Annotated in this window: 18 protein-coding genes; 5 read left to right on the forward strand and 13 right to left on the reverse strand. The window is 60.6% G+C overall.

What is annotated here, in order from left to right:
* Positions 1-38 precede the first annotated feature (38 nt).
* Genes ACILSL_RS08325 through ACILSL_RS08335 form a run of 3 tightly spaced genes read right to left on the reverse strand, consistent with a single transcriptional unit; the run spans position 39 to position 4,322 of the window.
* The gene (locus ACILSL_RS08325; RefSeq protein ID WP_395731543.1) at positions 39-2,177 is read right to left on the reverse strand and encodes a fused MFS/spermidine synthase; all 2,139 of its coding nucleotides are present in this window, start codon (positions 2,175-2,177) and stop codon (positions 39-41) included.
* A gap of 4 nt (positions 2,178-2,181) precedes the next feature.
* Complete coding sequence (locus tag ACILSL_RS08330) at positions 2,182-3,024, reverse strand: sugar phosphate isomerase/epimerase family protein (protein WP_395731544.1); 843 nt, start codon at positions 3,022-3,024, stop codon at positions 2,182-2,184.
* A 53-nt stretch (positions 3,025-3,077) separates the two neighbouring features.
* A complete protein-coding gene (locus ACILSL_RS08335) occupies positions 3,078-4,322 on the reverse strand; it encodes an RsmB/NOP family class I SAM-dependent RNA methyltransferase (protein WP_395731545.1) in 1,245 nt (414 codons plus the stop codon).
* 138 nt (positions 4,323-4,460) lie between these two features.
* Between ACILSL_RS08335 and ACILSL_RS08340 the strand changes: the two genes are divergently transcribed.
* From ACILSL_RS08340 to ACILSL_RS08350, 3 genes are all read left to right on the forward strand, one after another.
* Complete coding sequence (locus tag ACILSL_RS08340) at positions 4,461-5,627, forward strand: pyridoxal phosphate-dependent aminotransferase (protein ID WP_395731546.1); 1,167 nt, start codon at positions 4,461-4,463, stop codon at positions 5,625-5,627.
* 57 nt (positions 5,628-5,684) lie between these two features.
* Positions 5,685-6,665, forward strand: a complete 981-nt coding sequence (gene cysK / locus ACILSL_RS08345) for a cysteine synthase A (protein ID WP_395731547.1) — start codon at positions 5,685-5,687, stop codon at positions 6,663-6,665.
* Positions 6,666-6,780: 115 nt separating this feature from the next.
* On the forward strand, positions 6,781-7,713 hold the full coding sequence (locus ACILSL_RS08350) for a tol-pal system YbgF family protein (protein ID WP_395731548.1): 933 nt from the start codon (positions 6,781-6,783) through the stop codon (positions 7,711-7,713).
* 72 nt (positions 7,714-7,785) lie between these two features.
* Here ACILSL_RS08350 and ACILSL_RS08355 read toward each other — a convergent pair whose 3' ends face one another.
* From ACILSL_RS08355 to ACILSL_RS08400, 10 genes are all read right to left on the reverse strand, one after another.
* Positions 7,786-8,973: a DegT/DnrJ/EryC1/StrS family aminotransferase gene (locus ACILSL_RS08355; RefSeq protein WP_395731549.1), complete on the reverse strand. Its 1,188-nt coding sequence runs from the start codon at positions 8,971-8,973 to the stop codon at positions 7,786-7,788.
* 164 nt (positions 8,974-9,137) lie between these two features.
* Positions 9,138-10,889, reverse strand: coding sequence for an arginine--tRNA ligase (gene argS, locus ACILSL_RS08360; RefSeq protein ID WP_395731550.1), 1,752 nt, complete (start codon positions 10,887-10,889; stop codon positions 9,138-9,140).
* Positions 10,890-10,957: 68 nt separating this feature from the next.
* Positions 10,958-14,230 (reverse strand): WD40 repeat domain-containing serine/threonine protein kinase, encoded by a 3,273-nt coding sequence (locus tag ACILSL_RS08365; protein WP_395731551.1) that lies wholly within the window; start codon positions 14,228-14,230, stop codon positions 10,958-10,960.
* Positions 14,231-14,354: 124 nt separating this feature from the next.
* Positions 14,355-15,131: a biotin--[acetyl-CoA-carboxylase] ligase gene (locus ACILSL_RS08370; protein ID WP_395731552.1), complete on the reverse strand. Its 777-nt coding sequence runs from the start codon at positions 15,129-15,131 to the stop codon at positions 14,355-14,357.
* Positions 15,128-16,054: a cation diffusion facilitator family transporter gene (locus ACILSL_RS08375; RefSeq protein ID WP_395731553.1), complete on the reverse strand. Its 927-nt coding sequence runs from the start codon at positions 16,052-16,054 to the stop codon at positions 15,128-15,130. Before ACILSL_RS08375 ends, ACILSL_RS08370 begins: the two co-directional genes overlap by 4 nt.
* A 6-nt stretch (positions 16,055-16,060) precedes the next feature.
* The gene (locus tag ACILSL_RS08380) at positions 16,061-16,753 is read right to left on the reverse strand and encodes an HAD family hydrolase (protein WP_395731554.1); all 693 of its coding nucleotides are present in this window, start codon (positions 16,751-16,753) and stop codon (positions 16,061-16,063) included.
* 1 nt (position 16,754) lies between these two features.
* Entirely contained in the window at positions 16,755-17,318 is a 564-nt protein-coding gene (locus ACILSL_RS08385) for a hypothetical protein (protein WP_395731555.1), read from the reverse strand.
* A 427-nt stretch (positions 17,319-17,745) separates the two neighbouring features.
* Positions 17,746-18,204, reverse strand: a complete 459-nt coding sequence (locus ACILSL_RS08390; protein WP_395731556.1) for an acyl-CoA thioesterase — start codon at positions 18,202-18,204, stop codon at positions 17,746-17,748.
* Between the two features lie 51 nt (positions 18,205-18,255).
* Positions 18,256-18,714 (reverse strand): hypothetical protein, encoded by a 459-nt coding sequence (locus ACILSL_RS08395; protein WP_395731557.1) that lies wholly within the window; start codon positions 18,712-18,714, stop codon positions 18,256-18,258.
* A 20-nt stretch (positions 18,715-18,734) separates the two neighbouring features.
* A complete protein-coding gene (locus ACILSL_RS08400) occupies positions 18,735-19,904 on the reverse strand; it encodes a cysteine desulfurase family protein (RefSeq protein ID WP_395731558.1) in 1,170 nt (389 codons plus the stop codon).
* Positions 19,905-19,991: 87 nt separating this feature from the next.
* Between ACILSL_RS08400 and serS the strand changes: the two genes are divergently transcribed.
* Both serS and ACILSL_RS08410 read left to right on the forward strand, forming a co-directional pair.
* Positions 19,992-21,263, forward strand: a complete 1,272-nt coding sequence (serS, locus tag ACILSL_RS08405; RefSeq protein ID WP_395731559.1) for a serine--tRNA ligase — start codon at positions 19,992-19,994, stop codon at positions 21,261-21,263.
* 272 nt (positions 21,264-21,535) lie between these two features.
* A complete protein-coding gene (locus tag ACILSL_RS08410) occupies positions 21,536-22,207 on the forward strand; it encodes a serine protease (protein ID WP_395731629.1) in 672 nt (223 codons plus the stop codon).
* Positions 22,208-22,247: the final 40 nt, after the last annotated feature.

Consider the following 22,247-nt stretch of genomic DNA (forward strand, 5'->3'; position numbering starts at 1 on the left):
ATAGATGAACTGAAGCGCACGAAAGCGCAAATCACGGCTCAAGGATACTCATGGCCCAGATTATCGTCCGTGATGACCTCCGCACCACCCCAGGCCGCCTCCATGGCCGGGCGGCGGCACCAGTGCCACATGTCACCGGGAACCGGCAGAGCTTCACCCTTGAGGAAGTCCAGCACGCCTTCGATTTGATCCGCCGCGATGACGGGCTGGCCGTCGATCTGGTAAGAGGCGAGAATTTTCTGCCAGCGTTCCCGATTCGGCTCCAGCGGCGTGATGCTGGCGAGGCAGTGGTTCATGACCATCAGTGTGTGTGGAAACACCTCCATGCCGGTGCGTGCAGCACGAGGTGACTCAGTGCAGTTCCAGAAGGCGATGCCGTCGGGCGTCAGATGCGCTTTGACCTCGGTCAAAAATTCGCGCGAGAGCAGTGCTGAGGCAAACTCACGCCAGTGGTGCGTGGTGTTCATGACGATGGCGTCAAAACGCGCATCGGGATGCTGGCGCAACCAGCGGCGGCCATCGTCGATGACGAGCTCAAACTTGGGATTGGTGAGCAGGCTCGAGACTTCCGGACGAGCCCGAATGAGATCCAGGTAGCCATGGCTGAGCTCAATGGCGGTGACCTTCTTCACTTGGGGGTGATTGACCAGAATTTGTGTCCATGATCCGCTGGCGACACCGATGACGAGGACGTTTTCAATGCGATCCCGCACGGCGGAAAGAAAGTAAGGCCGCACCAGCCATGATTTCGGCTCCAGCTTCGTGCCGATCATCCCATCGTAGGCGCCGTTGCCATAAACGGCACCGCTGGTGTCCACCGTGATGACGCCGTGGCGTGATTCGATGGTCTGCGCGAAGTGCATGCCGTATTTGAAGTCATGCTTGTACTGCAGGCGCTCGTAGAAGCCTTGGAAGGTACCCAAGGCGACGGCAATGACGCACAGCGGCTGCAAACGCTGGCGAAGGGGCAGTTGAAATCGACCAATGGATTCAGCCCAGAGCCACGAAACGAGCAGCAATGCCACGCTGAGCGTCTGCATGCTCATCCATTCCATGAACAGAAAGCCGGTGAGCAGGCTGCCGGTTCCGGAGCCGATGATGTTGGCAAGATAGAGCCAGGACAAGCGGCTGCCGGTGTCTTTGCTGGGTGGAATGGCCGCCTGGCAGAGCAGGGGGAAGGTGACTCCCAGCAACGTGCCCGCTGCGATCACGAGGTAGAACCCATATTCCCAATAAGCCTGCGTCGCCAGGATGGCCGTGAGAGGCGCAATCATGAAAGCACCCACACTGGAAAGAAGCACCCAGCGCCCAAACTTAAGCCGCAGGTCGCGGGTTTGTTTCAGAGTCCGGGGACTGAGCAGAGAACCGAGCGCGAGTCCGAGCAGGTAGCTGCCAAGCATGTAACCAAATACCGGGGCCTTGGAGGCGCTGGCAAAGTTGAACACCCGTGACCAGATGATCTCCCAGGAGAGCGCCAGAAAGCCGGAGAACGCAGACCAGAGCAAGGCGGTGCGGAAAGGAATCTCGCAGCCCGCATTGGCAGCAGGTTCCTTGGCATTGTCAGCAGACCCTGCGGCGGGTTTTCTCAAGACGACCAGCACAATCAGCGCTGCGGCGGCATTCAAACAAGCCGCGATGCGCGTGGTGCCGCTCATGCCAAAGCTGCCGAGCAGCCAGTGTGCAGCGATGAAAGCTCCGAGCGCGGCCCCCAGCGTGTTCACAAAGTAGAGGCGGCTCACACTCTGGCCCACATGCGCAGTATCGCGCACCTGATGCGCCACCAGCAGCGGCAGTGTGGCCCCCATGAGCAGCGTGGGCAGAAACACCAGCAGGAAAACCAGAGCGCCGGTGGTGAGACCATGGGCTTGCACGGAAGTCAGAGCACCCACGGCGTCGAACAACTTCAGCGAAATGAGCCCATAGGCACCCACCCCCAGTTCGGCGAGGCCGAACAGCAGCACGAGCGGCGCGCGCGTCGATTTGGAAATCCAGCCGCCTGCGATGCTGCCGATGCCGAGCCCGGCCAGGAAGGCCGCCACCACCATCGCCACGGATTCGACGTTGCTGCCGTAGATCGTCAGCAGCGCGCGCTGCCACACGAGCTGATAGATCAGCGCCGAGATGCCCGAGAGGATGAAAACTCCATGCAGGATGATGGCGTGGAGACGGCGTGACATGGGATCACTCGAAGCCGTTGGCGCGCAGGAAGGTCAGGCTGTTGGGAATCTGCTCCAGGGAAGTGGGGGATTCGTCTTCGATGAAGTAGTGTTGCACTCCCTCCTTGCGGGCGGCGGCAAAAATGGCTTTCCAGTCCATCTGGCCGGTGCCGAGGGTGACATCGTTGGCGACGTCGGTCTTGCCAGTGAGGAAGCCGGTGGCGACGCCTTTTTTCAAGTCCTTGAGATGCATGAGCTTCCAGCGGCCGCTGTATTTTTCGAGCAGCTTCACGGGATCCTGGCCGGGGAAGATGATCCACAGGATGTCCATCTGCATGGAGACGAATTCAGGCTTCGTTTCGCGCAGGAAGAGATCCAGCAGCGTGCCGTCGCCGTAAGGCTCAAACTCGAAACCGTGGGCGTGGTAGAACATCGTGATGCCTTCCTTGGCCAAAGCCTCACCGGCTTTGTTGAAAACGGCGATTGCATCGCGGCACTCCGCTTCGTCAAAGCTGTCCTTGTGGTCGATCCACGCACAGCCCGCATACTTGAGGCCGAGGGTTTTCGCTTCCTTCACCACGTTGTCGAGGTCGTTCTTGTAGCGCGCGTAGGGGAAGTGGCTGCTGACAGCCTTCAGCCCGCGTTGCTCCAGTTCGGCTTTGAACTGCTCTGGCGTGAGATCGTAAGTGCCGGCGAGTTCAACCTCCTTGATGCCAAACTCCTTCACGCGGTCGAGCGTCCATGGCACGCCACGCAGTTTGAACTGGCTGCGCAGGCTGTAGAGCTGCAAACCGGCGGCGTTCGTTGCATCTGCGGCGAAGGCTTGCGCCGTTAGCGCAAGGGTGAGAAGGAGTGACGTGAGTTTCATAAATAGAGAGAATGATTTTTGAAGAATGGAGGAGCGAATGTCACGCATGAACTTCACACCCTCCGGATCGCCGCTGCAAAGGCTCCGTCCATTTGATCTTCTGGCGGAAAGCTGTGGCGGGTGGTGACGAGTTCGTAACCGGGCGTGGATTTGAGGACGCTGGCAACGAGCAGCTCGTTCTCGGCGGGTTCGATGCTGCAGGTACTGTAAACGAGGATGCCGCCGGGTTTGAGGACGCGGAGGCAGTTTTTGAGCAGCTGCGTCTGCGTTTCCACCTGAGCGGTGATGTCTTCCGGCGTTAAACGCCAGCGCACATCGACGCGACGGCGCATGACGCCGGTGTTGGAGCAGGGGACATCGAGCAGGATGCGGTCAAATCCGGCCTTGGCGAATTCAGGTATCTGCGGGTCGGCCCAGTCGTGCTGCTCGATGTGGGTATTGGCAACGTGGAGGCGCTGCAAATTTCCTTCCAGACGGCGCAGGCGACCCGGGGCGACATCGCAGGCGATGATCTCGCCGGTGTTTTCCATGAGCTGGGCCAGCAGGGCGGTTTTGCCGCCGGGGGCGGCACAGGCATCTAGCACGCGCTGGCCCGGCTGCGGGGCGAGCAGGCGCGGGGCCATGGCGGTGCTGGGGTCCTGCATGTACACTTTTCCCACGCTCAAATCTTCACGCGGCAGATGGTCGCAGACGATGAAGTCCTCCTCCGTCGTCTCGGTCATTTGCGGATAAAGGCGGTTGATGCGGGCGCAGATCGGAGCTGGGACCTGGTTCCATTCACAGAGAGCGATGGTTTTGGCTTCGCCGAACAGGCCGAGCCAGTGCTCGACAAGCCACTTCGGGTGCGAGGTGCGCGTTTCCAGTGGTAGCGTGGCTGCCATGGCCAGCAGTTCTTCGGATTCGCGGCAGGCACGACGCAGGACGGCATTGATCAGGCTTCGTGCGCGGCCGGTGGCGGCCACGGTTTCGTTCACGGCGGCATATTCTGAAACCTTGAGAATCAACACCTGACACAGGCCGATGCGCAGGCCCCAGCGGCTGCGGTGGTCGAGGTGCTTGTCCTCGGTGATCACGGCGATCCAGTGGTCTAGAAGGGAGAGATTGCGCAGGGTCGTGAGGACAATGTCGCGTAAAAAAGCGGCATCGGGCAGGCTGAGGCCGCAGTCTCGCTGGATGTGATCCATCAGATCGGCGGCAAAACGCTCCCCTGCGGACCATTCCCCCAAAACATCCAGCGCCATGCCTCGGATAGGGACGGCGGGCTGACGGGAAGGGGAGGGCGGGCGTGGTTGACTCATGGGCTTTACGACTAAGGCGGTGTGGCGCTGGACACAAGCCGCCCTTTGTCTGCGGTGGGAGGAATGATTGACAAACTTCCCGCCCCCGCCTTTATAGACGGCCCCCCGCCTTTTTCACCCGCCCAACCACATCTGACCATGGATTTTATCGCCAAGAACATCGCCGAAGTAGCCCCTTCAATGACTCTTTCCATCACCGCCCAGGCGAAGGCATTGAAGAAGCAGGGAGTGGACGTGCTGAGCTTTGGAGCCGGTGAGCCCGACTTCGACACGCCTGCACCGATCATCGCCGCTGCCGTGGAAGCCCTGAATTCCGGCAAAACCCGCTACACCGAAAGCGCCGGCATCCTCGAACTGCGCGAAGCCATCGCTGCCAAGCTGATGGTGGACAACAACGTGCAGTATGAGCCCTCCCAGATCAGCGTGAACTGCGGTGCCAAGCACTCCTGCTACAACGCCATTCTCGCCTGCGTGAATCCAGGTGACGAAGTGATCATTCCCGCCCCTTACTGGACCAGCTATCCTGAGATGGTGCGCATCGTCGGCGGTATTCCGGTGATCGTCGAAACCAAGCGTGAAAACGGCTGGAAGCTCACTCCTGATGAGTTCGAGGACGCCATGTCCCCGATGACGAAGATGATCATCCTGAACACCCCAGGCAATCCGACCGGCTCCATCTACAGCAAGGAAGAACTCACCGCCCTGGCCGAGATCGCCGTGGGTGAAGGCATCGTCATCCTGTCTGACGAAATCTATGAGAAGCTGGTCTATGGTGGCAACGAGCACATCAGCATCGCCTCCCTGAGCAAGGACATCTACGACCACACCATCACCATCAACGGCTTCTCCAAGGCTTATGCGATGACCGGCTGGCGTCTGGGTTACACCGCCGCTCCGAAGAAGATCGCCGAAGCCATCGACACCATCCAGAGCCACACCACCAGCAATCCGACCAGCTTTGCCCAATATGGCGCTCTGGCCGCCCTGCAGATGGACCAGCAGATCGTCAGCGACATGCGTGATGAGTTCGACGTGCGCCGCCAGTACATGCTGGGCCGCCTGAACAACATCAAGAACGTGCGCGTGGTCGAGCCTATGGGCGCCTTCTACTTCCTGGTGGACATCGAGCCGACGCAGATCAAGAGCGTGAACTTCTGCGAAAAACTGCTCAGCAAGCAGAAGGTCGCCGTCGTTCCCGGCGTCGCCTTTGGAGCGGAGCACACCGTGCGTTTCAGCTACGCCACCGGTCTGGACGTGATCAACGCCGGCATGGATCGCTTCGAAGAGTTCTGCAATCAGCATTAATCCCGCACCGTTGCCAAAACGGCCAGCCTCGTCTTCAACTGCTAACCTCCAAACATCATGGGCATCTACAACAACATCGTCGAAACCGTCGGCAAAACACCGCTGGTGAAGCTCAACAAAGTCACCGCCGGACTCAACGCCACGATCGCTTTGAAGTGTGAATTCTTCAATCCGCTCGGCAGCGTGAAGGATCGTATCGGTGCCGCCATGATCGAGGACGCAGAGAAGCGCGGGATTCTGAAGCCTGACACCGTCATCGTCGAGCCCACCAGTGGCAACACCGGCATCGCGCTGGCTTTTGTCGCTGCTGCGAAGGGCTACAGCCTGATTCTGACGATGCCGGAGACGATGTCCTTGGAGCGCCGCACTCTGCTGGCTCTTCTGGGTGCCGAACTCGTGCTCACGCCGGGTGCGCAGGGCATGAAGGGTGCCATCGCCAAGGCTACGGAAATCGTCGCCTCCACGCCGAACGCCTGGATGCCGCAGCAGTTTGAGAATCCGGCCAATCCGGCCATCCACTCGAAAACCACCGCTGAAGAGCTGTGGGCCGACACTGATGGCAAGATCGACATCCTCGTCGCCGCTGTCGGCACGGGTGGTACGATCACTGGCGTGACCGAAGTTCTCAAACCGCGCAAGCCCAGCTTCCAGGCCGTCGCCGTCGAGCCTGATGCGTCCCCGGTCATCAATCAAACTCTTGCTGGCCAGCCCTTGCAGCCTGGTCCGCACAAGATCCAAGGAACCGGTGCCGGATTCATTCCTGGCAATCTCCATCTCAAAGACAGCGCTGGAAACGTTCAGATCACCGAGTGCATCAAGGTCAGCAATGACGAAGCCTTCGCCATGGCACGCCGCCTGGCCAAGGAAGAAGGCATCCTCGTCGGCATCAGCACCGGTGCCAATGTGGTCGCCGCCATCGAAGTTGCCAAGCGTCCTGAAAACGCCGGCAAGCTGATCGTCACCGTCGCCTGCTCCACCGGCGAGCGCTACCTCTCCACCGCGCTGGCTGACGAAGCCCGTGCCAAAGTGGGGGCGTGAGCCTCACAATGACGATTGAAACCCGAATGCCAGGGCACCTTGACGGGTGACTGTCTTCTTTTCACTTCGTTATACTTCTGAACCAGCCGTTCACCGCCTCTCAAAACCACCCTTTATGTCCCAACTCGAATCCACCTCCCAAGAACTCCCGGCCACTGGCATGGAAAAGTTTCTGGAGGACAACCTCAGCAAGCTCGTCTGGCTTTTCGTCATCGTGGTGGTCTCGATCATTGCCTTCGGCGTGATCAAGCACCAAAACACCCTCAAGGCCAATGAGGCCGCTGAAGCCTTTACGGGGGCGAAAACGGTGGAGGACTGTGATCTCGTCATCTCGCGCTATCCCGGCTCCAATGCCGCCGCCAACGCGCTGCTGCTAAAAGCGGATCTGCTTTGGGACCAGAACAAAAAATCTTCCGCAGTGGAAGCCCTCAAGGAATTCACCACCAAGGACTCTGGCAATCCGCTGGCTGTTTTTGCACTGCTCGGTCTTGGCTCCAAGCTCGATGCCATGGGCGAAAGCAAAGAGGCGCAGGCCATTTTTGAGCGCATCACCAACGAATTCGCCTCCAGTGAGGCTGCTCCGCTGGCGCAAGTGCGTCTGGGTGACCTCCTGTGGGCGCAGGGCAAGGCCGATGCGGCCAAGAAGGCCTACGAAGAGCTTGCCGTGAAGTTCCCCGACATGCCTGAATTCCAGTCCATCAGTCAAAACCGTCTTGGCTGGATCGCCGCCTCACTTCCGACCAAGGAAGTCGATGCCCCGCCTGCCCCCAAAGTGGAGCCAAAACCTGCCGCAGCCGTCCCAGGAATGCCCAACATCAAGCTGAATGCGACCAACAGCGGCATCGGTGCCACCATCGCTCCGGTTTCAGTGCCTTCTCCTGCACCTGCACCTGCACCTGCACCTGCACCTGCCCCGGCTGCGACTACGCCTGCACCTGCAACGCCAGCACCAGCAGCTACGCCGCCACCAGCCGCTGCAGCGCCTGCTCCTCCGGCCACTCCTGCGCCTGCAGCCGCTGCACCCGTGCCGGCGGCTCCAAAGCCCTAAGCCGCACGACGGACAGTATTGCCCGTCGGTTGGTGTGAACTCAAAAGCCGGACAAGATTTGTCCGGCTTTTTTTATGCCAGCCACTCCGCAATCGCCGCGATCACTTCATTGCGCTGCGCTTCGGTGAGTTCGCCGTAGATCGGGATGCTGAGCACCTCACCTGCCACGCGATGGGAAACCTCGCAGCCTGAGAGCGAGGCTGCTGGAAGATCGGCAAAGCACTTCTGCTGATCGAGGGTGACGGGATAGTAAATGTCGCAGCCGATCTTTTTGGCCACGAGGTGGTCGCGCAGGGCGTCGCGCTGGCCGCCAAGCACACGGATGGTGAACTGGTTCCAGATGTGCTCATTGTGGGCGTAGCTGACGGGCAGCACGATCCTGGCATTCTGTGCGGTCAGCCAGGTGTCCTGGGTGCTGACACATTTGCAGTGGGCAGGATCCGCCTGCACCACGCCGGGAAGTTTCGAAAGGGCCTCGATGTAGTGCGCGGCGTTGCGCTGGCGGTCCGCCGTGTATTGCGCATAGCGCTTCACCTTCACGCTCAGCAGGGCGCATTGCAGCGTGTCCATGCGGAAATTGCCACCCACATAATGGTGGTAGTACTTGGGCTTGCCGCCGTGGACGCGGAGGATGCGCGCGTATTCGGCCAGGGCGTCGTCATTCGTCACCAGCATGCCGCCATCGCCAAAGCCGCCGAGGTTCTTGCTGGGGAAGAAGCTGTAGGTGCCGAAGTCGCCCAGCGTGCCGCTGCTTTGGCCGCGGTACCTGGCGCCGATGGACTGCGCGGCGTCTTCGATGACTTTGAGTCCGTGTTCTTTCGCCAAAGCGAGGATGGGAATCATGTCCGCACACTGGCCGAAGAGATGGACGGGGATGATCGCCCGGGTCTTTTCGGTGATCTTTTTCCGCGCATCGTTCACATCCATGTTGAAGCAGATGGGGCAGACATCGGTGAACACCGGCACAGCGCCGAGGCGTGAGACGGCTCCCGCTGTGGCAAAGAAGGTGAACGCAGGGCAGAGCACTTCATCGCCGGCCTTGATGTCCAGCGCCATGAGGGCCAGCAGCAGGGCATCGGTGCCGGAGGAGACGGACAGCGCATGCTTCACGCCCACCATTTCCGCGATTTCTTTTTCAAAGGTCTCCAACTCCGGCCCCATGATGAACCTGCCATGATGCAGCACCTGCGTGAAGGCGGCCTGGAGTTCGGATTCGAGGGGCAGGTTCTGGGCGTTGACGTCGAGAAGTGGGACGGGCATGGGAGGAGGGAAATGACGAATGCGGGATGATGAATGACGAATGGCAGGCGTGCCAGCGATTCCTTATTTCGTCAGTTCAGGCCAGCCACCCCATCGTTTTGAAAGCGGACCACGGGCTGGAATTGTTTCTCACGCGCACGGTTGATGATGCAAGGCCTGCCTGATCACATCCTCTCAGTCGTCTGAATGCCAAGCAGGCCGAGACCGGTCTTGAGCACACGGCTGGTGGCTTCGCAGAGGGTCAGGCGGGTGTTGCGGGCCGTGCCTTCGGAACGCAGAACGTGGCAGGCTTCGTAGAAACTGTGGTAGGTGTCCGCGAGTTCGTAGAGGTAATTCGCCAGCAGGTTCGGACGATGGTCGTCGAGGATGTCGTGCGCGTTTTCCGCGAACTGGGCCAGCTTCATCGCGAGGGCACGCTCGGCGGGTTCGGTGATGGCCAGATCATCGGTGAGTGTGACTTCACCATCGAGCTTGCGGAAGATGCTACGGGTACGGACGTAGGCATTGATGAGGTAGGGCGCAGTGTTGCCTTGCAGGCTCAGCATTTTGTCCCAGCTGAATTTGTAGTCGGTGAGGCGGTTCTGGCTGAGTTCAGCGTACTTAACGGCACCGCCGCCGATGATGCGGGCGATTTCGTCTTTCTCAATGTCGCTGAGGCCCTGCTCTTTTTCGTCAGCAGCAGTACGGGCTCGCTCGATGGCTTCGTCGATGACTTCGAGGAGTCCCACGGTTTCACCACTGCGGGTTTTGAACATCTTGCCGTCGGGGCCGAGGATGCTGCCGAAGGCGATGTGGATCATCTTCGTGGTGACGCCGCGACGCTGGGCGGCGGCGAAGACCTGGCGGAAGTGGAGCTGCTGGGGGGCACCAACGACATACCAGATTTCGTCTGCCTGCCATTCCTTCACGCGGTAGTCGATGGTGGCGAGATCGGTGGTGGCGTAGAGGAAGCCGCCGTCGCCTTTGCGGATGATGCAGGGGGCGGGTTTCCACTCGTCCTTGTCGCGGATGAGGAAGGGGTCGTTCTCGGGCTTCACGCTGCCGTCGCTGAAGACCACGGTGGCGCCTTCGCTGATCGTGGCGATGCCTTGATTGAGCATCTCGGCCACCAGCGGGGCCAGGGCGTCATTGTAGAAGCTCTCACCGAGGTAATAGTCGAACTTGATGTCGAGCGCGCCGTAGACTTTTTCGAGCTGTTCGAGCGTGAGGCGCACGCATTCCTTCCAGATGCCGAGGTTTTCGGCGTCGCCCTGCTGGAGCTTTACGAGTTCGCCTTTGCAGACTTCGAGCACGGCTTCATCCGCTTTGGCGGTGGCGTTGACGGCTTTGTAAACGCTGACGAGTTCATGAATCGGATCAGCCTTGAGCTTCTCCTGATCGAGCTGTGTCTTCCAGCCGTGGATGATCATGCCGAACTGCGTGCCCCAGTCGCCGACGTGGTTGTCGGTGATGACCTTGTGGCCGATGAAGCGCGCGACGCGGGCAAGGGAATCGCCGATGAAGGTGCTGCGGATGTGGCCCACGTGCATGGGCTTGGCGATGTTGGGCGCGGAAAAATCGACCACGATGGTCTTGGGCTTTTCCACCGGAGGGACGCCGACGTGGTCGTCTTTGACGATGACGGAGAGCCTCTGGGCCAGCGCGGCGGGGCTGAGCGTGAGGTTCAGAAAGCCGGGGCCGTCCACGGTGATTTTTTCACACAGGTCTTCCACCTGGAGCGCCGCCTTGATCTGCTCGGCAAGGGCGCGTGGATTTGTCTTGAGCTGCTTGGCCAGGATCATCGCCGCATTGCTCTGGTAGTCGCCAAAGCGTGTGTCGGATGCGATGACGACGCCGGGGGTGAAACCTTCCGGCAGATCAATGCCGGCGGCGGTGAAAGCTGCCTGGAGACGGGACGTGAGGAGGGCGCGAAACATGGGTGGCCTGCCTCATAGTATGAGGTGACGGGCAGTTCAATCACGAACACCGTTGATTGCCGTTCGGCCTAAAAACGTCTGTCTGGGTCTGAGACGCTCGTGAGCTTCTTGTCATAGCACTCGTCCGCCTTCATCAGTTTGACCTTCTCCGCCAGTTTTTCAAAAGCCGAGGAGGTGGATTTGGTCAGGACGATCACGCCATTTGGATCCGTGACCTGCACCACCCAGCCTTGATACTTGAAGCCAAAAACAGCGCCTGTGGTGTCAAACTGAGTGGTGACACTGGGCAGCTTGTTTTCATACACCTGGCGGATGGGAAGGGACACCGGGAAATCCACCCGCTGCAGGACTTTGGCGACTTTCATGTCCACCGTGCTTTCGCCGAGAAGAATGAAACTCACCGTGTAGCCATCGTAGACCTGAGCGGTCGAAGTATTGGTGAATTTGACGCGCGGATTGATCACCTGCATCTCGTCGTCAAAGTCACCGCCCTCGGTTTTGGCGGGACGACCTATCATGACTTCGATTTTGACACCGGTTGCGAAGGGGACTCTGGGAGCCGCCGTGTTGATCGGCATCGGAGCAGTGGGGGGCGCCGGGGGAGCGGTGACAGGAGATGGGGCTGGCACCGCAGCTAGAGTCGGAGTGCCGAAAGAAGATACATTGTTGAGAGGCTTGGGGGGCGGCAGGCTGGCGAGCAGTGCATCGCAGCGGGCTGAGCCAAGACGGTCGCCCTTCTGCTGGCGTTTGGAGGCGAGGTTTTTGACTCCGCTTTCGAGGTTCTTGCGCATGGCCTCTGCCGATTCAATGCGGCGGGTTTGAAGCTGCTCGATCTGCTGGCGGTAGATGCCACGAAAGCGTTTGTGATCCCCCGAAGTCGCGGCGTCGGTGGAAGGGTCAGGAACGGGCTGTCCGGTAGCGATGGCGTTTGCTTCTGCGCGCATGGCGAGCTGGTCTTTGGGCGAAGCAGAGGCGGAGGAGCGAAGCAAAGCGGCACCGTATTTGCTGGTGAGGTCGCGGATCTGGGCATTGAACTGCTCATCGTTGACGAGCGAGTCAGTCGGAGCTGACTGAGAGCGCAAAGCGGCGAGTTCAGGGTCAAATTTTTCCAGGCTGGAGATCTGACGCGAGGCCAAGGAGAGGAAGCTTTTGTTTGTGCCGAGTTTGTTCAGCTCCGGGAGGCGGATGACGAGCGCATCGAAGTCATCTGGCTGCGGATTTTTCATGTCGATCGGGAACCCGGTGACTACCATCCAGCCCTCATCCTGGGAGATGCGGATCGTGTTGGCACGTATGCCGATGTCTAGGCTGGCCAGTTCAGCTCCGGTGTCGGCTTCGCGGATGAGGAGGCTGCCATTGGAATAGGCGCACACGAGGATTCGGCCAGCCCCCGCCCAGGCCGTGCCGGAGCAACTGAGGCCGGCAGGGGGATTGATGAGGAAACGCGTGGTGAGGGCAGGAACATTGAGCAGATAGAGGGGGCCGAGGCCGCCGACGATGGTGCTGCCGTCCGGGGAGAGGGAGAGGCGGTTGCGAATATTGGTGTAGTCCGGCAGATCACGGATGTGGTGATGGTCCGGAGCGGAGAACAGCGCCGCAAAGGGCTTGTCCATGATGATGCTTTGATTTGAGCCAGGACCCGGATTGGGATTGGGCTTCATGGTGCTGCCGATCACCAGAACCTGAGGGGCCTCCTCGGGCTTGGTCGCGGGCAGGGGGAAGATGTGATAAGCCGCACGGGGCCAATTGGAGAACTGCTGCAGCACGGCCCCCTTTGACGGGTCCCAGTAATAGACGCCGCCGCTGGCGTCATTGCAGAGCAGATAGACGCCTTTTTGGTCGGCGGTCCAGGTGGCGTAAGTCAGCCGGTTGGCGGGAGCCTTGATGCTGGCAATCGTTCTGCCTTGTTCGATGTCGAAGATGGCGACCTGATGTGAGCGAAATGAATAGACCAGGATGCGCCTGCCATCAGCCGCCGCCTCGACGCTGTGGATATCGCCGACGGGAGAGGGGAAGCGTTTCAGTTCAGCGCCTGTGGCCACGTCCCAGAGCATCAGCGTATCATCATGCCCCCCGGAAACGGCGCGCCGCTGGTCCGGGAGGAGGGTGCAGGAATAGACGAGTTCCTTGTGCCCTTTGAGGCGTTTGAGAATGGTGAAGTCCCCGGCCTCGGGTTTGAACGGCCCGGCTGGCGCATTGCTGATGATGGCGGGCGCGGGCGTAGTGGCCGCATTCGTCATGGGAACTGGGGCTGCCGCGTCTTTCTTTGCGTTCGTCTCACTCGTTGTTGCGACCTTCTCATCTGGTTTGGACTGGGCAGAGGTGTCAGGCTTGTTCTGCTGCTGGATGAACCAGCCGCCCGCGATCAGCAAAGCAATGCAGGCCGCTGCCCAGAGCCATCCGTACGATCTCTGCTTTGGTTGCGCGTGGGCAGAACCTTGCGGGCGTACCCTGGCCTGCAGTTGCGGCGGTGGTGCACGATGCACGGATGCTGCCGGAGCGGCTGCTGCTGTGGCAGCAACTTGCAAGAAGGCTTTGATTTCGCCACAGTTCTGAAAACGGCGGGCGGGGTCCGCCATCATGCAGCGGTTCACGACACTGGCATAAGGTGCCGGCAGCCCCTGGCCTGCCGAAGTTCCCGCCGCACCTGGCGTCAGCTTGGTGAACATTTCATGGATGACCACGCCCAGCGCGTAGATGTCAGCGCGGTGATCCACGGCGGCGCCACTCTGCAGGCGTTCGGGGGCCACGTAGTCCGGAGTGCCGTATTCCATTTCGCCCCCGGCATCGGTGGTCTTGTCGTGCGCGAGGCCGAAATCGACGATCTTCGCCTGCCAGTCATCGGTGACGAGGATGTTGGCGGGCTTGATGTCGCGATGAACGATGTGGTGACTGTGGGCGTAGGCGAGCGCATCACACAGCTGCGGGACGATGCTGCGGATGCGCTCGGGAGTCACTTCATCGCTATGGATGAGGCGGTGGAGGTCCGATCCGTTCACATACTCCATCACCAGATAGAGATGCCCCTGCATCGTCTGACCGAAATCATAAACCGCCGCGATGTGCACATGCGAAAGTCTGGCCATGGAGCGTGCTTCCGTGATGAAGCGGCGTGCATCCTCCTCATTCTGAGAGGCGGACTCCGGCAGAAGCTTGATGGCCACCCAGCGATCCAGCGCCGCCTGTCTGGCGAGATACACCGCCCCCATGCCTCCGATACCGAGGATGCCATGAAATTCATACTGCGGCAGCAGCGCCGTCATTTCCTCCAGCGTTGGGAAGGTGTGGCCTTCGGCAGGCTTCTCTTCGGAAGAAATCGGGGTTTCAGGTTCGTCGCTCATGCAAAAATAGTCGTGGATGGTCGGTCGCATCCAAAGATGCATTCGGTAAAAAACTCAAGATGATAGTGTGAGGCAGGTTCCAATGCTTAGGAAGCTGAACCTGCGCCAATTTAGCTGAAATTCATCAAATTCTCACATCGCGAATTTCTTCGGCGCTGGTGAGCGTGAGCGAGCTGCCGTCAGGCAGCGCCAGCATGAGGTGACCCTCTTCATTCAAATCAACGACACGTCCATGCACTTCACGGCCTTCGGCACGGCAGCGGATCTGTCTGCCCGAAAGCCAGCTGCGCTCACGGACTTCCGCGATGGCTGCGGGGAAGTCACCTTCGATACGCTCAAACTCCGTATGCAAAGAGCCCAGCAGTCGGTGGGCAAGGGCGTTGCGGTCGAGTTCGGGCACCACGGGGCTGGCCAGCTCACGCAGCAATGAAGTGGCATGGATCTCAGGCGGGAAATCGCGCGTGTTCACGTTCAACCCGATGCCCAGCACAATCCGCATCCCGTCACGAGTGGAGACGGTTTCAGCCAGCAGGCCGCTGATCTTGCGGTCGCTCAAATAGATGTCATTGGGCCATTTGATGCGCGGCCCCAGTGGCAGCTCGGCCTCGATGGCTTTGCAGATGGCGAGTGCCGCCAGGGTGGTGATGCGCGGCCATTTCTCCAGGGCGGCCTCAGGTTTCAGCAGCAGGGAAAGCATCAAATCTTTGCCGCGCGGGGCGATCCAGCGGTTGTCGCGCCGTCCCCGGCCTGCGGTTTGAGATTCGGCGAAGACCACCGCACCGATCGGGAGAGTGGCGGCGTTTTGTTTGAGCCAGTCGCTGGTGGAGCCCACCTCATCCAGCACCGTGACGTGCCACGGTTGGGCGGGATCGTTCAAGGCTCTGGCGTCGAGCGGGATCATGCGCGGAGGCGGTGCGGGTCACTGGCCTCGCCGTGCTGATGCAGTTCATCATGATCGCCCTGGCATTCGAGATGCGTGGTGATCAGCACCGGATGGGCCACGCTGTCCTGCACGGCGGTTTCGATCTCGGTGGCGATGCGGTGGGCGTCGCGCAGCATGATGTCGTCGGAGAAGAGCAGATGCACCTCAACGTAGTGCATTTCACCGGCGTCGCGGTGGCGCAGGGCGTGAAATTTCAGGCCGTGTTTTTCGGTTTCGCGGCGCAGCGCGGCATCCAGCACGGTGTTCAGCTTCGGATCGGCCGTGTCCATGAGACCGCCGACGCTCTGACGCATGAGGCCGTAGCCGGTCCAGATGATGTTGGCAGCCATGACGAGGCCGCAGATGGAATCCCAGCTGTGCCAGCCCGTCAAAGCGACAAGACCCAGACCGATGATGGCGCCAAGACTGGTCCACACATCGGTGAGGACGTGTTTGCCATTGGATTCGAGAATCAAGGAGCCTTGTTTTTTTCCGGTGCGGATGAGATAGGCACCGAGGACGGCATTGATGACAATCGTGAGCGCCGTCAGCGCCAGCCCCTGGTCCAGATTGGCGGGCGGCAGATGCAGCAGCAGCCGGCGCACTGATTCGTAAATGATGAACAAGGCGGCAAGAATGATCAGTCCGCCTTCGATGCCGGCGGAGAAGAAGGCGATCTTGCTGTGACCGTAGGGGTGGTCGGTGTCCGCCGGTTTGTGCAGCAGGCCAAGGCTGAAGGTGGCAAACATCACAGCGGCCACATGCACGACGGATTCGGCCGCATCACCAAGGATCGCCGCCGAGCCTGTCAGCACATACGCCCCCATTTTGAGCACGAGCATCAGGAACCCCACGGCGAGCGAGAGCCGCATGGCGCGCGTGGCGTCGGAGGTGTTGCTCATGAGGGATCAGTCACGCAGCAGCAGCTCGACGATGCCCGGCACATCGGCAAACGATTCGACGCAGCGCCAGGGATTCAGGGCGCTGAGTTCAGCGTGGGAATACTGCCCCGTCGCAACGGCAAGACACTTGGCGCCAAAGGCCTCGGCGCAGCGGATGTCTTTCGGGGTGTCACCGATGACGATCACATCGTCGATGTGGTAGGTCGTGCCGGTGGCCTCCTGCATGCGCTGCAGCGCCACGGGGCCGAGCTGGTTGCGGTCATGATGATCACTGCCGAAGCCGCCTTCGATGAAATGCTCATAGATGCCATGGCGGGACAGCTTGATCACCGCGCCACGACGCACGTTGCCTGTGAGCAGGCCAAGGTGCGCCTCGCTTTCACTGCGCAGGGCTTCCAGCAGTTGCGTCACACCGGGCAGGGTGTAGCCGCTGAAGTCCGGCGCTTGGAGGCGGCGCTGGAGATGGGACAGGTAGCGGTCAAGAAACGTGATGACTTCTTCCGGCGTATGCTGACGGCTGACGTGACCGAACACATCCATGGCAATCGCCGGGTCGGTGGACCCGGCGAGCTGGAGCGGTGGCAGATGTTCGCGCTGAATGCCGAAGTATTCTTCAGCGGCGTCGAGAATGGCTGCGCCTCCCGCGCCATTGCTGTCGATCAGAGTGCCGTCGATGTCGAAAAGAAGCAGGCGTGCCATCTCAGTGTGGCTTGGAGGCTGCGGCAGGAGGGTGTGCTGCGCCGCCGGTGTTGGACGGGGCGTATTTGGATACCATGACCGTGCCGATGACGGCGAGTACGCAGCCGATGATGAACTGCGGCGGGATGGCCTTTTCCGGCCGGTGGAGCAGCATGGCGGTGAGGGTGTTGATCACCGGTGCGCCACCGAAGACAATGGGCATGACTGCCGCGGCAGCAGCGACACCGAAGCCACCACCGCCTTTGAGGATGGGAGTGGCGGCAGCGCCGAGGGCGAGGACCAGCGTGAGCGCACCCAGCGCACCTGCCATCCCTGCGATGAGACTGAGAGGAATGCCGCTGCCGGTTTCACCGGTGAAGCTCCAATTGGTGCCCCGGGCCTTCAGCACCAGCGCGGTCACAATGCCGATGAGTGCGTAGGCGATGCAGACAAAAAGGAAGGCCTTCAGACTGGCATTGGGGGTTTCAGCCCCCATGGGCATCTTGGAGCGCGCCGCGTGAAGAATGACACCATAGACGCCCCAGGAGAGCACGGTGAGGAGGGCGTACATGAGCCAGGTCTGCATGATTTTAGATTTGGGTTGGGAGTTCACAAGAGTTGGAGAGTGAGGCAATGAATTGCCTTTGGAAAACGCCCGTCACAACGGCTTTGTTCACTTTTTATGGTCAGGGGACTTTGAACGGGCAATGCGACAGCTCTCGGACTAGAATTCTCTCCGTCTGGAGTAGTGGTAACGATAAAAACTCGTGGCCAGAGCCAGGCTGGCAGTGCCGAGTATAAGCCGCCAGCCTATATGGACTTGAGCTGGTGGGGTTGAGTCTGAAGTGATCGCCGTATTGCCCTTTGTGAAAACTTCAGACATCTCATGGTGAATCTGGAGAAGTTCGCAGACGCACGCGCTGAACAGATAGAGTCCACCCGCCCCTCAGGCGGCCATCAACAGCAGAAGAACCGCCGGATGGATGTGAAACCCCAAGAAGTTCATGAAGAGTTTACTTTCGATCAGGCCGTTTCAGCAATTCCGGCGGCGCAGCCTCAATCTTGTCGCGAAAGCGCTGGGGGATCACGACGGCCTTCATCTGGCCGGTGGCTTTGTCTTTGCGCACGCAGGCGGCGGTGATGCGGCCTTCGGCGCACAGGGTGCCGTCGAGCTTCCAGAAGCGGATGAAATGGCGGATGACCTTGCTGCGGACTTCTTCGACGATGAGTTCGCATTCAAACTCCTCCTCCACGCGCAGCGGGGCCATGTAGTCGCAGGAGGCGTGCACACGGGGCCAGCCGACACGTTCTTCACCTTCCACGGGCTTGTCCACGATGGAGAAGCCGAGGCTGCGGAAGAAGGCATGCTCCACGCGCTCCATGTAGCGGAAGAAATTGGAGAAATGGACGATGCCGGCCATGTCGGTGTCAGAGAACTGGACGCGTTCGATGCAAGTGAAACGGTGGGCCATGAGGCTGTATGCTTAGTCGCTGAATGCCGGATTCTCAAACGCTCATCGCCTTCAAATCTCCGGCGGCGGCAGTGCCGGGAGCATGAGCCTGCGATTCATTCCGCCGAACGGTTGGATGAAGGAACCGCTCAATGCGATGTTATGGCGCCGAAGCTGCAGCGGGTAGAGCCGGGAATAAGTGGTGCGCAGGCGCTGGCGCAGGGGTTCATTGGCCGCAGTGAGCGGCAGCTTGTGAACTTCCTGCCGCAGGAAGTTCAGGCTTTGCAGCACATTCACATAGCGAACATCCTCAGGTCCCGAGGGGGTGAGGTCGTTGAATCCATAATGCGCGACGATGACCGTGCGGGAGCCTCGTGGCCCCAGAAACGGCGCGGCCATGCGCTCGGGGCCGAAGTCATCATAATTCAACGTGAGCGATTGTCCGGCAAAGGCCCTGCTCACTCCTCCCGCCGCGCAGCCTGGGAGAAGCAGAAGAGCCAGGAGCAATAGCAGCAGTGGGGTGGATTTCATGGCTTTGTCTGGGTGGCGGGTTAGTGGGAAATGACGCCGGGCTCACAACCCTGCGCCTCGCGCATTTTGTGTGCGGACTCGATCACCGCATGCGCTGCAGCTTCGGCCTCCGCCTTGGTGTTGAAACGGTTGAAGGAAAAACGCAGCGTGCAGGCGGCATCGCGGGCGCTGACACCCGTGGCCTCAAGCACATGCGAGGCATGCAATGCGCCGGTGTGGCAGGCGGACCCGGCGGAGCAGGCAATGCCTGCCTGATCCAGCAGGATGAGCATTCCGGCTGCATCGATTTCTGGCAGGCAGAAGGAGCTGGTGGTGTGCAGGCGATGCGTCGGGCAGCCGTGAATCCGCATGTCTGGCATCGCAGCGTGGATGAGGTGCTCAAAGCGGTCCCTCAGGGATTTGAGACGGGCCTTGTTGCCGTCTGCGAGATGTTGTCCGGCGAGTTCGGCGGCTTTGCCGAGGGCGATGATGCCGGGCACATTCTCCGTGCCGCCACGTCGTTCGCCTTCCTGACCACCGCCCACGAGCAGCGGCGCAAAGCGGACGCGCTGGCTGATGTAGAGCGCACCAATGCCTTTCGGCGCATGCATCTTGTGCCCGCTGAGGCTGAGAAAATCGACCGGCGTCGTGTTCACATCGAGGTGAATTTTTCCCGCCGCCTGCACGGCATCTGTATGCACCAGCGCGCCGGCAGCGTGCGCCAGTGTGACGATTTCATGCATGGGGGCGAGCACTCCGGTCTCGTTATTCGCCCACATGATGGAGACGAGCGCGGTGACTCCGGGCCGAATGAGGGCGTGCAAGGCATTCAGATCAACACGGCCATCAGAATGCACGGGAACTCTGGTGACTTTGCCTCCCTCCGCCTGCCAGCGCCGGGCAGACTCCAAAACTGCGGCGTGCTCCGTGCCGGTGATGATGAGTTCCGGCTTCTCCGGCCACAGGGCGCGCACGGAGGCGTGCACGGCATTGATGGATTCGGTGCCGCCACTGGTGAAGGTGATCTCCCCCAGATGGGCATTGAGCAGGGCTGCTACCTGACCCCGCGCCTGCTCTATGGCGCGGCGCACCCTGCGCCCGGCGGCGTAGCTCGCGGAGGGATTGGCGTAGTGCTCGCGCAGGAACGGCAGCATCGCCTCCAGCACTGCTGGATCGACCGGCGTGGTGGCGTTGGCGTCGAGGTAGATCACAGCCGGAAGGTCGGACTGCGATTCCCGCTGTCAATACCCCTTCCTGCACTCGACAAGCCGCCCACTCCCGCTAACCTCCCGGCCCTTATGCTCGACATCCGCCTCATTCGTGACAATCCAGAACAGGTCAAACAGCGCCTCGCCAACCGCAGTGGCGACTTCGCATCATTGGTGGATGAAGTGCAGTCCATTGACGCTCAGCGCCGCGCCGCTGAGACGGAACGGCAGAAGCTGCAGAGTGACCGCAACCGCATCAGCAAAGAGATCGGCATCGCAAAAAAGAACGGCCAGGACACCAGCGCCATCGAGGCGGAGGTGCGTGGCATCGGCAGCCGCATCGAAGAAATCGGCCGTGAGGCGGATGTGGCGGATGCACGCCAGCGCGATCTGCTCCTGAGCATTCCGAACCTGCCGCATGAAGCCTGCCCGGTGGGCAGCACGGCGGAGGAGAATCCTGAAGTGAAGGTCTGGGGTGAGAAGCCCACGTATGATTTCCAGCCGAAGGACCACACCGTGCTCGGCGCGGCTCTCGGCATGCTCGATTTCGAGGCCGGGGCGAAAATTTCCGGCAGCGCCTTTGTGGTGTATCGCGCCGCTGGCGCCAGACTTGAGCGCGCTTTGATCAGCTTCCTGCTGGATCTGCACACCACGCAGCATGGCTATGAGGAAATCAGCCCGCCGCTGCTGGTGAAGTCGGAGTGTCTCGTCGGCACCGGCCAGCTTCCTAAATTTGGCGATCAGGTCTATCACAGTGCGGCAGACGATCTCTATCTCATCCCGACCGCTGAAGTGCCGGTGACGAACCTGCATCGTGATGAAATCCTGCCTTTGGAAAAGCTGCCGGTGAACTACGCGGCCTACACGCCCTGCTTCCGTCGTGAGGCGGGCAGCGCGGGGCTTGGCACTCGCGGGCTGATCCGCATGCATCAGTTCGACAAGGTTGAGCTGGTGAAGATCGTCACTCCAGAGACGAGCATGGCCGAACTGGAAAGCCTCACGGCGAATGCAGAGAAGGTGCTGCAACTGCTCGGCCTGCACTATCGCGTGATCGAACTCTGCACGGGCGACATTGGATTTGGCTCGGCCAAGACCTACGACATCGAAGTCTGGGCACCAGGGCAGGGGACCTATCTTGAAGTGTCGAGCTGCTCGAACTTCGGCGACTACCAGGCCCGCCGCATGAACCTGCGCTACAAGGATGAGCACGGCAAAAACCGCATCCCCCACACTCTCAATGGCTCGGGCACGGCGCTGGCGCGTTTGTTTGTCGCGCTCGTCGAAACGTATCAGCAGGCCGATGGGACGATCCTGATTCCTGAAGCCCTGCGTGGTCACTTCGGTGCCGCAAAAATCGGCTGATCACCATGAAACACGCCTGCGTCCTGTTGTTCCTGCTGGTGTCTGCCCGCATTGCCGGTGCGCAGGCTCCTGGAGTGCCGGTTTATGCGGAAGGGCGTGGAGCGCGCCCGAATGCGGCGCTGATGGAGCAGGCGAAGAAGCTGCAGGGTGCTTCAGAGCTGCTTTCGATGACGAAGGCCCTGGAGCAGGCGCAACGCACGCAGTGTGACATTACTCTGCCGGTCGCTGACTCCAAGCCGCTCAGCCCACGCGAACGCTGGCAGCGTGCGCGCATGTCACACCTGCGCGTGGGGCAGTTGTACCTGTGCTCCAAGTGTGACAAATGGCACCTCGATCTGTCGGGTGGCTATGCCATCACGGCAGACGGCGTGGTGGCCACCTGTGCGCATGTGATCGCGCCGCCGCCCAGTATGAAGGAAGGCTGGCTCGTGGTGGCCACGGAGGAGGATGTGATCCTGCCCGTCACGGAGGTGCTTGCCTGCAATGCCGGTACCGACTGTGCCATTCTGCGGGTGAAGCCGGACAAACCGCTCACCCCGCTACCGCTCAGTCTGGACGTGAGTCCGGGGGATTCTGTGTGGTGTTTCAGCGACCCCAGCGGCAAACACGGCTACTTCAGCGAGGGCATTGTAAGCCGTTTTGTGAAGCGCTCGTTCATGACCAAAAAGGAGGCGGACAAGCTGCCCGAAGGCACCGAGGCACCCAAGCCCGTGTGGCTCGAAACGACGACGGATTGGGCACCGGGATCAAGCGGATCGGCACTGATCGACCAGTTTGGCAATGCGGTGGGGCATGTGTCCGAAATTCAGACCGTGATCGAAGATGCACTGCCGGCACGAAAAAAGAAAAGCGAGGCCACCGTCATTCATCAGCTGGGCACCCAGATGGTGTTTCATCAGGCCATTGGTGCGGTGGAAGTGATGGCTCTGGTGAAAAAACCTTGAGTCTGAGGCGCAACTTTCAGTGGGGCCATGCATTCATCAG

Source organism: Prosthecobacter sp. (assembly GCF_044222345.1).
Classification (GTDB): domain Bacteria; phylum Verrucomicrobiota; class Verrucomicrobiia; order Verrucomicrobiales; family Verrucomicrobiaceae; genus Prosthecobacter.

Bases quoted from the DNA above. Each gene is read 5' to 3' on its own strand.
- ACILSL_RS08410 (WP_395731629.1), top strand. From the start codon at position 21,536: ATGTCACACCTGCGCGTGGGGCAGTTGTACCTGTGCTCCAAGTGTGAC.
- cysK (WP_395731547.1), top strand. From the start codon at position 5,685: ATGGGCATCTACAACAACATCGTCGAAACCGTCGGCAAAACACCGCTG.
- ACILSL_RS08340 (WP_395731546.1), top strand. From the start codon at position 4,461: ATGGATTTTATCGCCAAGAACATCGCCGAAGTAGCCCCTTCAATGACT.
- ACILSL_RS08385 (WP_395731555.1), bottom strand. From the start codon at position 17,318: ATGCAGACCTGGCTCATGTACGCCCTCCTCACCGTGCTCTCCTGGGGC.
- argS (WP_395731550.1), bottom strand. From the start codon at position 10,889: ATGTTTCGCGCCCTCCTCACGTCCCGTCTCCAGGCAGCTTTCACCGCC.
- ACILSL_RS08335 (WP_395731545.1), bottom strand. From the start codon at position 4,322: ATGAGTCAACCACGCCCGCCCTCCCCTTCCCGTCAGCCCGCCGTCCCT.
- ACILSL_RS08395 (WP_395731557.1), bottom strand. From the start codon at position 18,714: ATGAAATCCACCCCACTGCTGCTATTGCTCCTGGCTCTTCTGCTTCTC.
- ACILSL_RS08370 (WP_395731552.1), bottom strand. From the start codon at position 15,131: ATGATCCCGCTCGACGCCAGAGCCTTGAACGATCCCGCCCAACCGTGG.
- ACILSL_RS08325 (WP_395731543.1), bottom strand. From the start codon at position 2,177: ATGTCACGCCGTCTCCACGCCATCATCCTGCATGGAGTTTTCATCCTC.
- ACILSL_RS08380 (WP_395731554.1), bottom strand. From the start codon at position 16,753: ATGGCACGCCTGCTTCTTTTCGACATCGACGGCACTCTGATCGACAGC.
- ACILSL_RS08365 (WP_395731551.1), bottom strand. From the start codon at position 14,230: ATGAGCGACGAACCTGAAACCCCGATTTCTTCCGAAGAGAAGCCTGCC.
- ACILSL_RS08330 (WP_395731544.1), bottom strand. From the start codon at position 3,024: ATGAAACTCACGTCACTCCTTCTCACCCTTGCGCTAACGGCGCAAGCC.
- ACILSL_RS08355 (WP_395731549.1), bottom strand. From the start codon at position 8,973: ATGCCCGTCCCACTTCTCGACGTCAACGCCCAGAACCTGCCCCTCGAA.
- serS (WP_395731559.1), top strand. From the start codon at position 19,992: ATGCTCGACATCCGCCTCATTCGTGACAATCCAGAACAGGTCAAACAG.
- ACILSL_RS08375 (WP_395731553.1), bottom strand. From the start codon at position 16,054: ATGAGCAACACCTCCGACGCCACGCGCGCCATGCGGCTCTCGCTCGCC.
- ACILSL_RS08350 (WP_395731548.1), top strand. From the start codon at position 6,781: ATGTCCCAACTCGAATCCACCTCCCAAGAACTCCCGGCCACTGGCATG.
- ACILSL_RS08390 (WP_395731556.1), bottom strand. From the start codon at position 18,204: ATGGCCCACCGTTTCACTTGCATCGAACGCGTCCAGTTCTCTGACACC.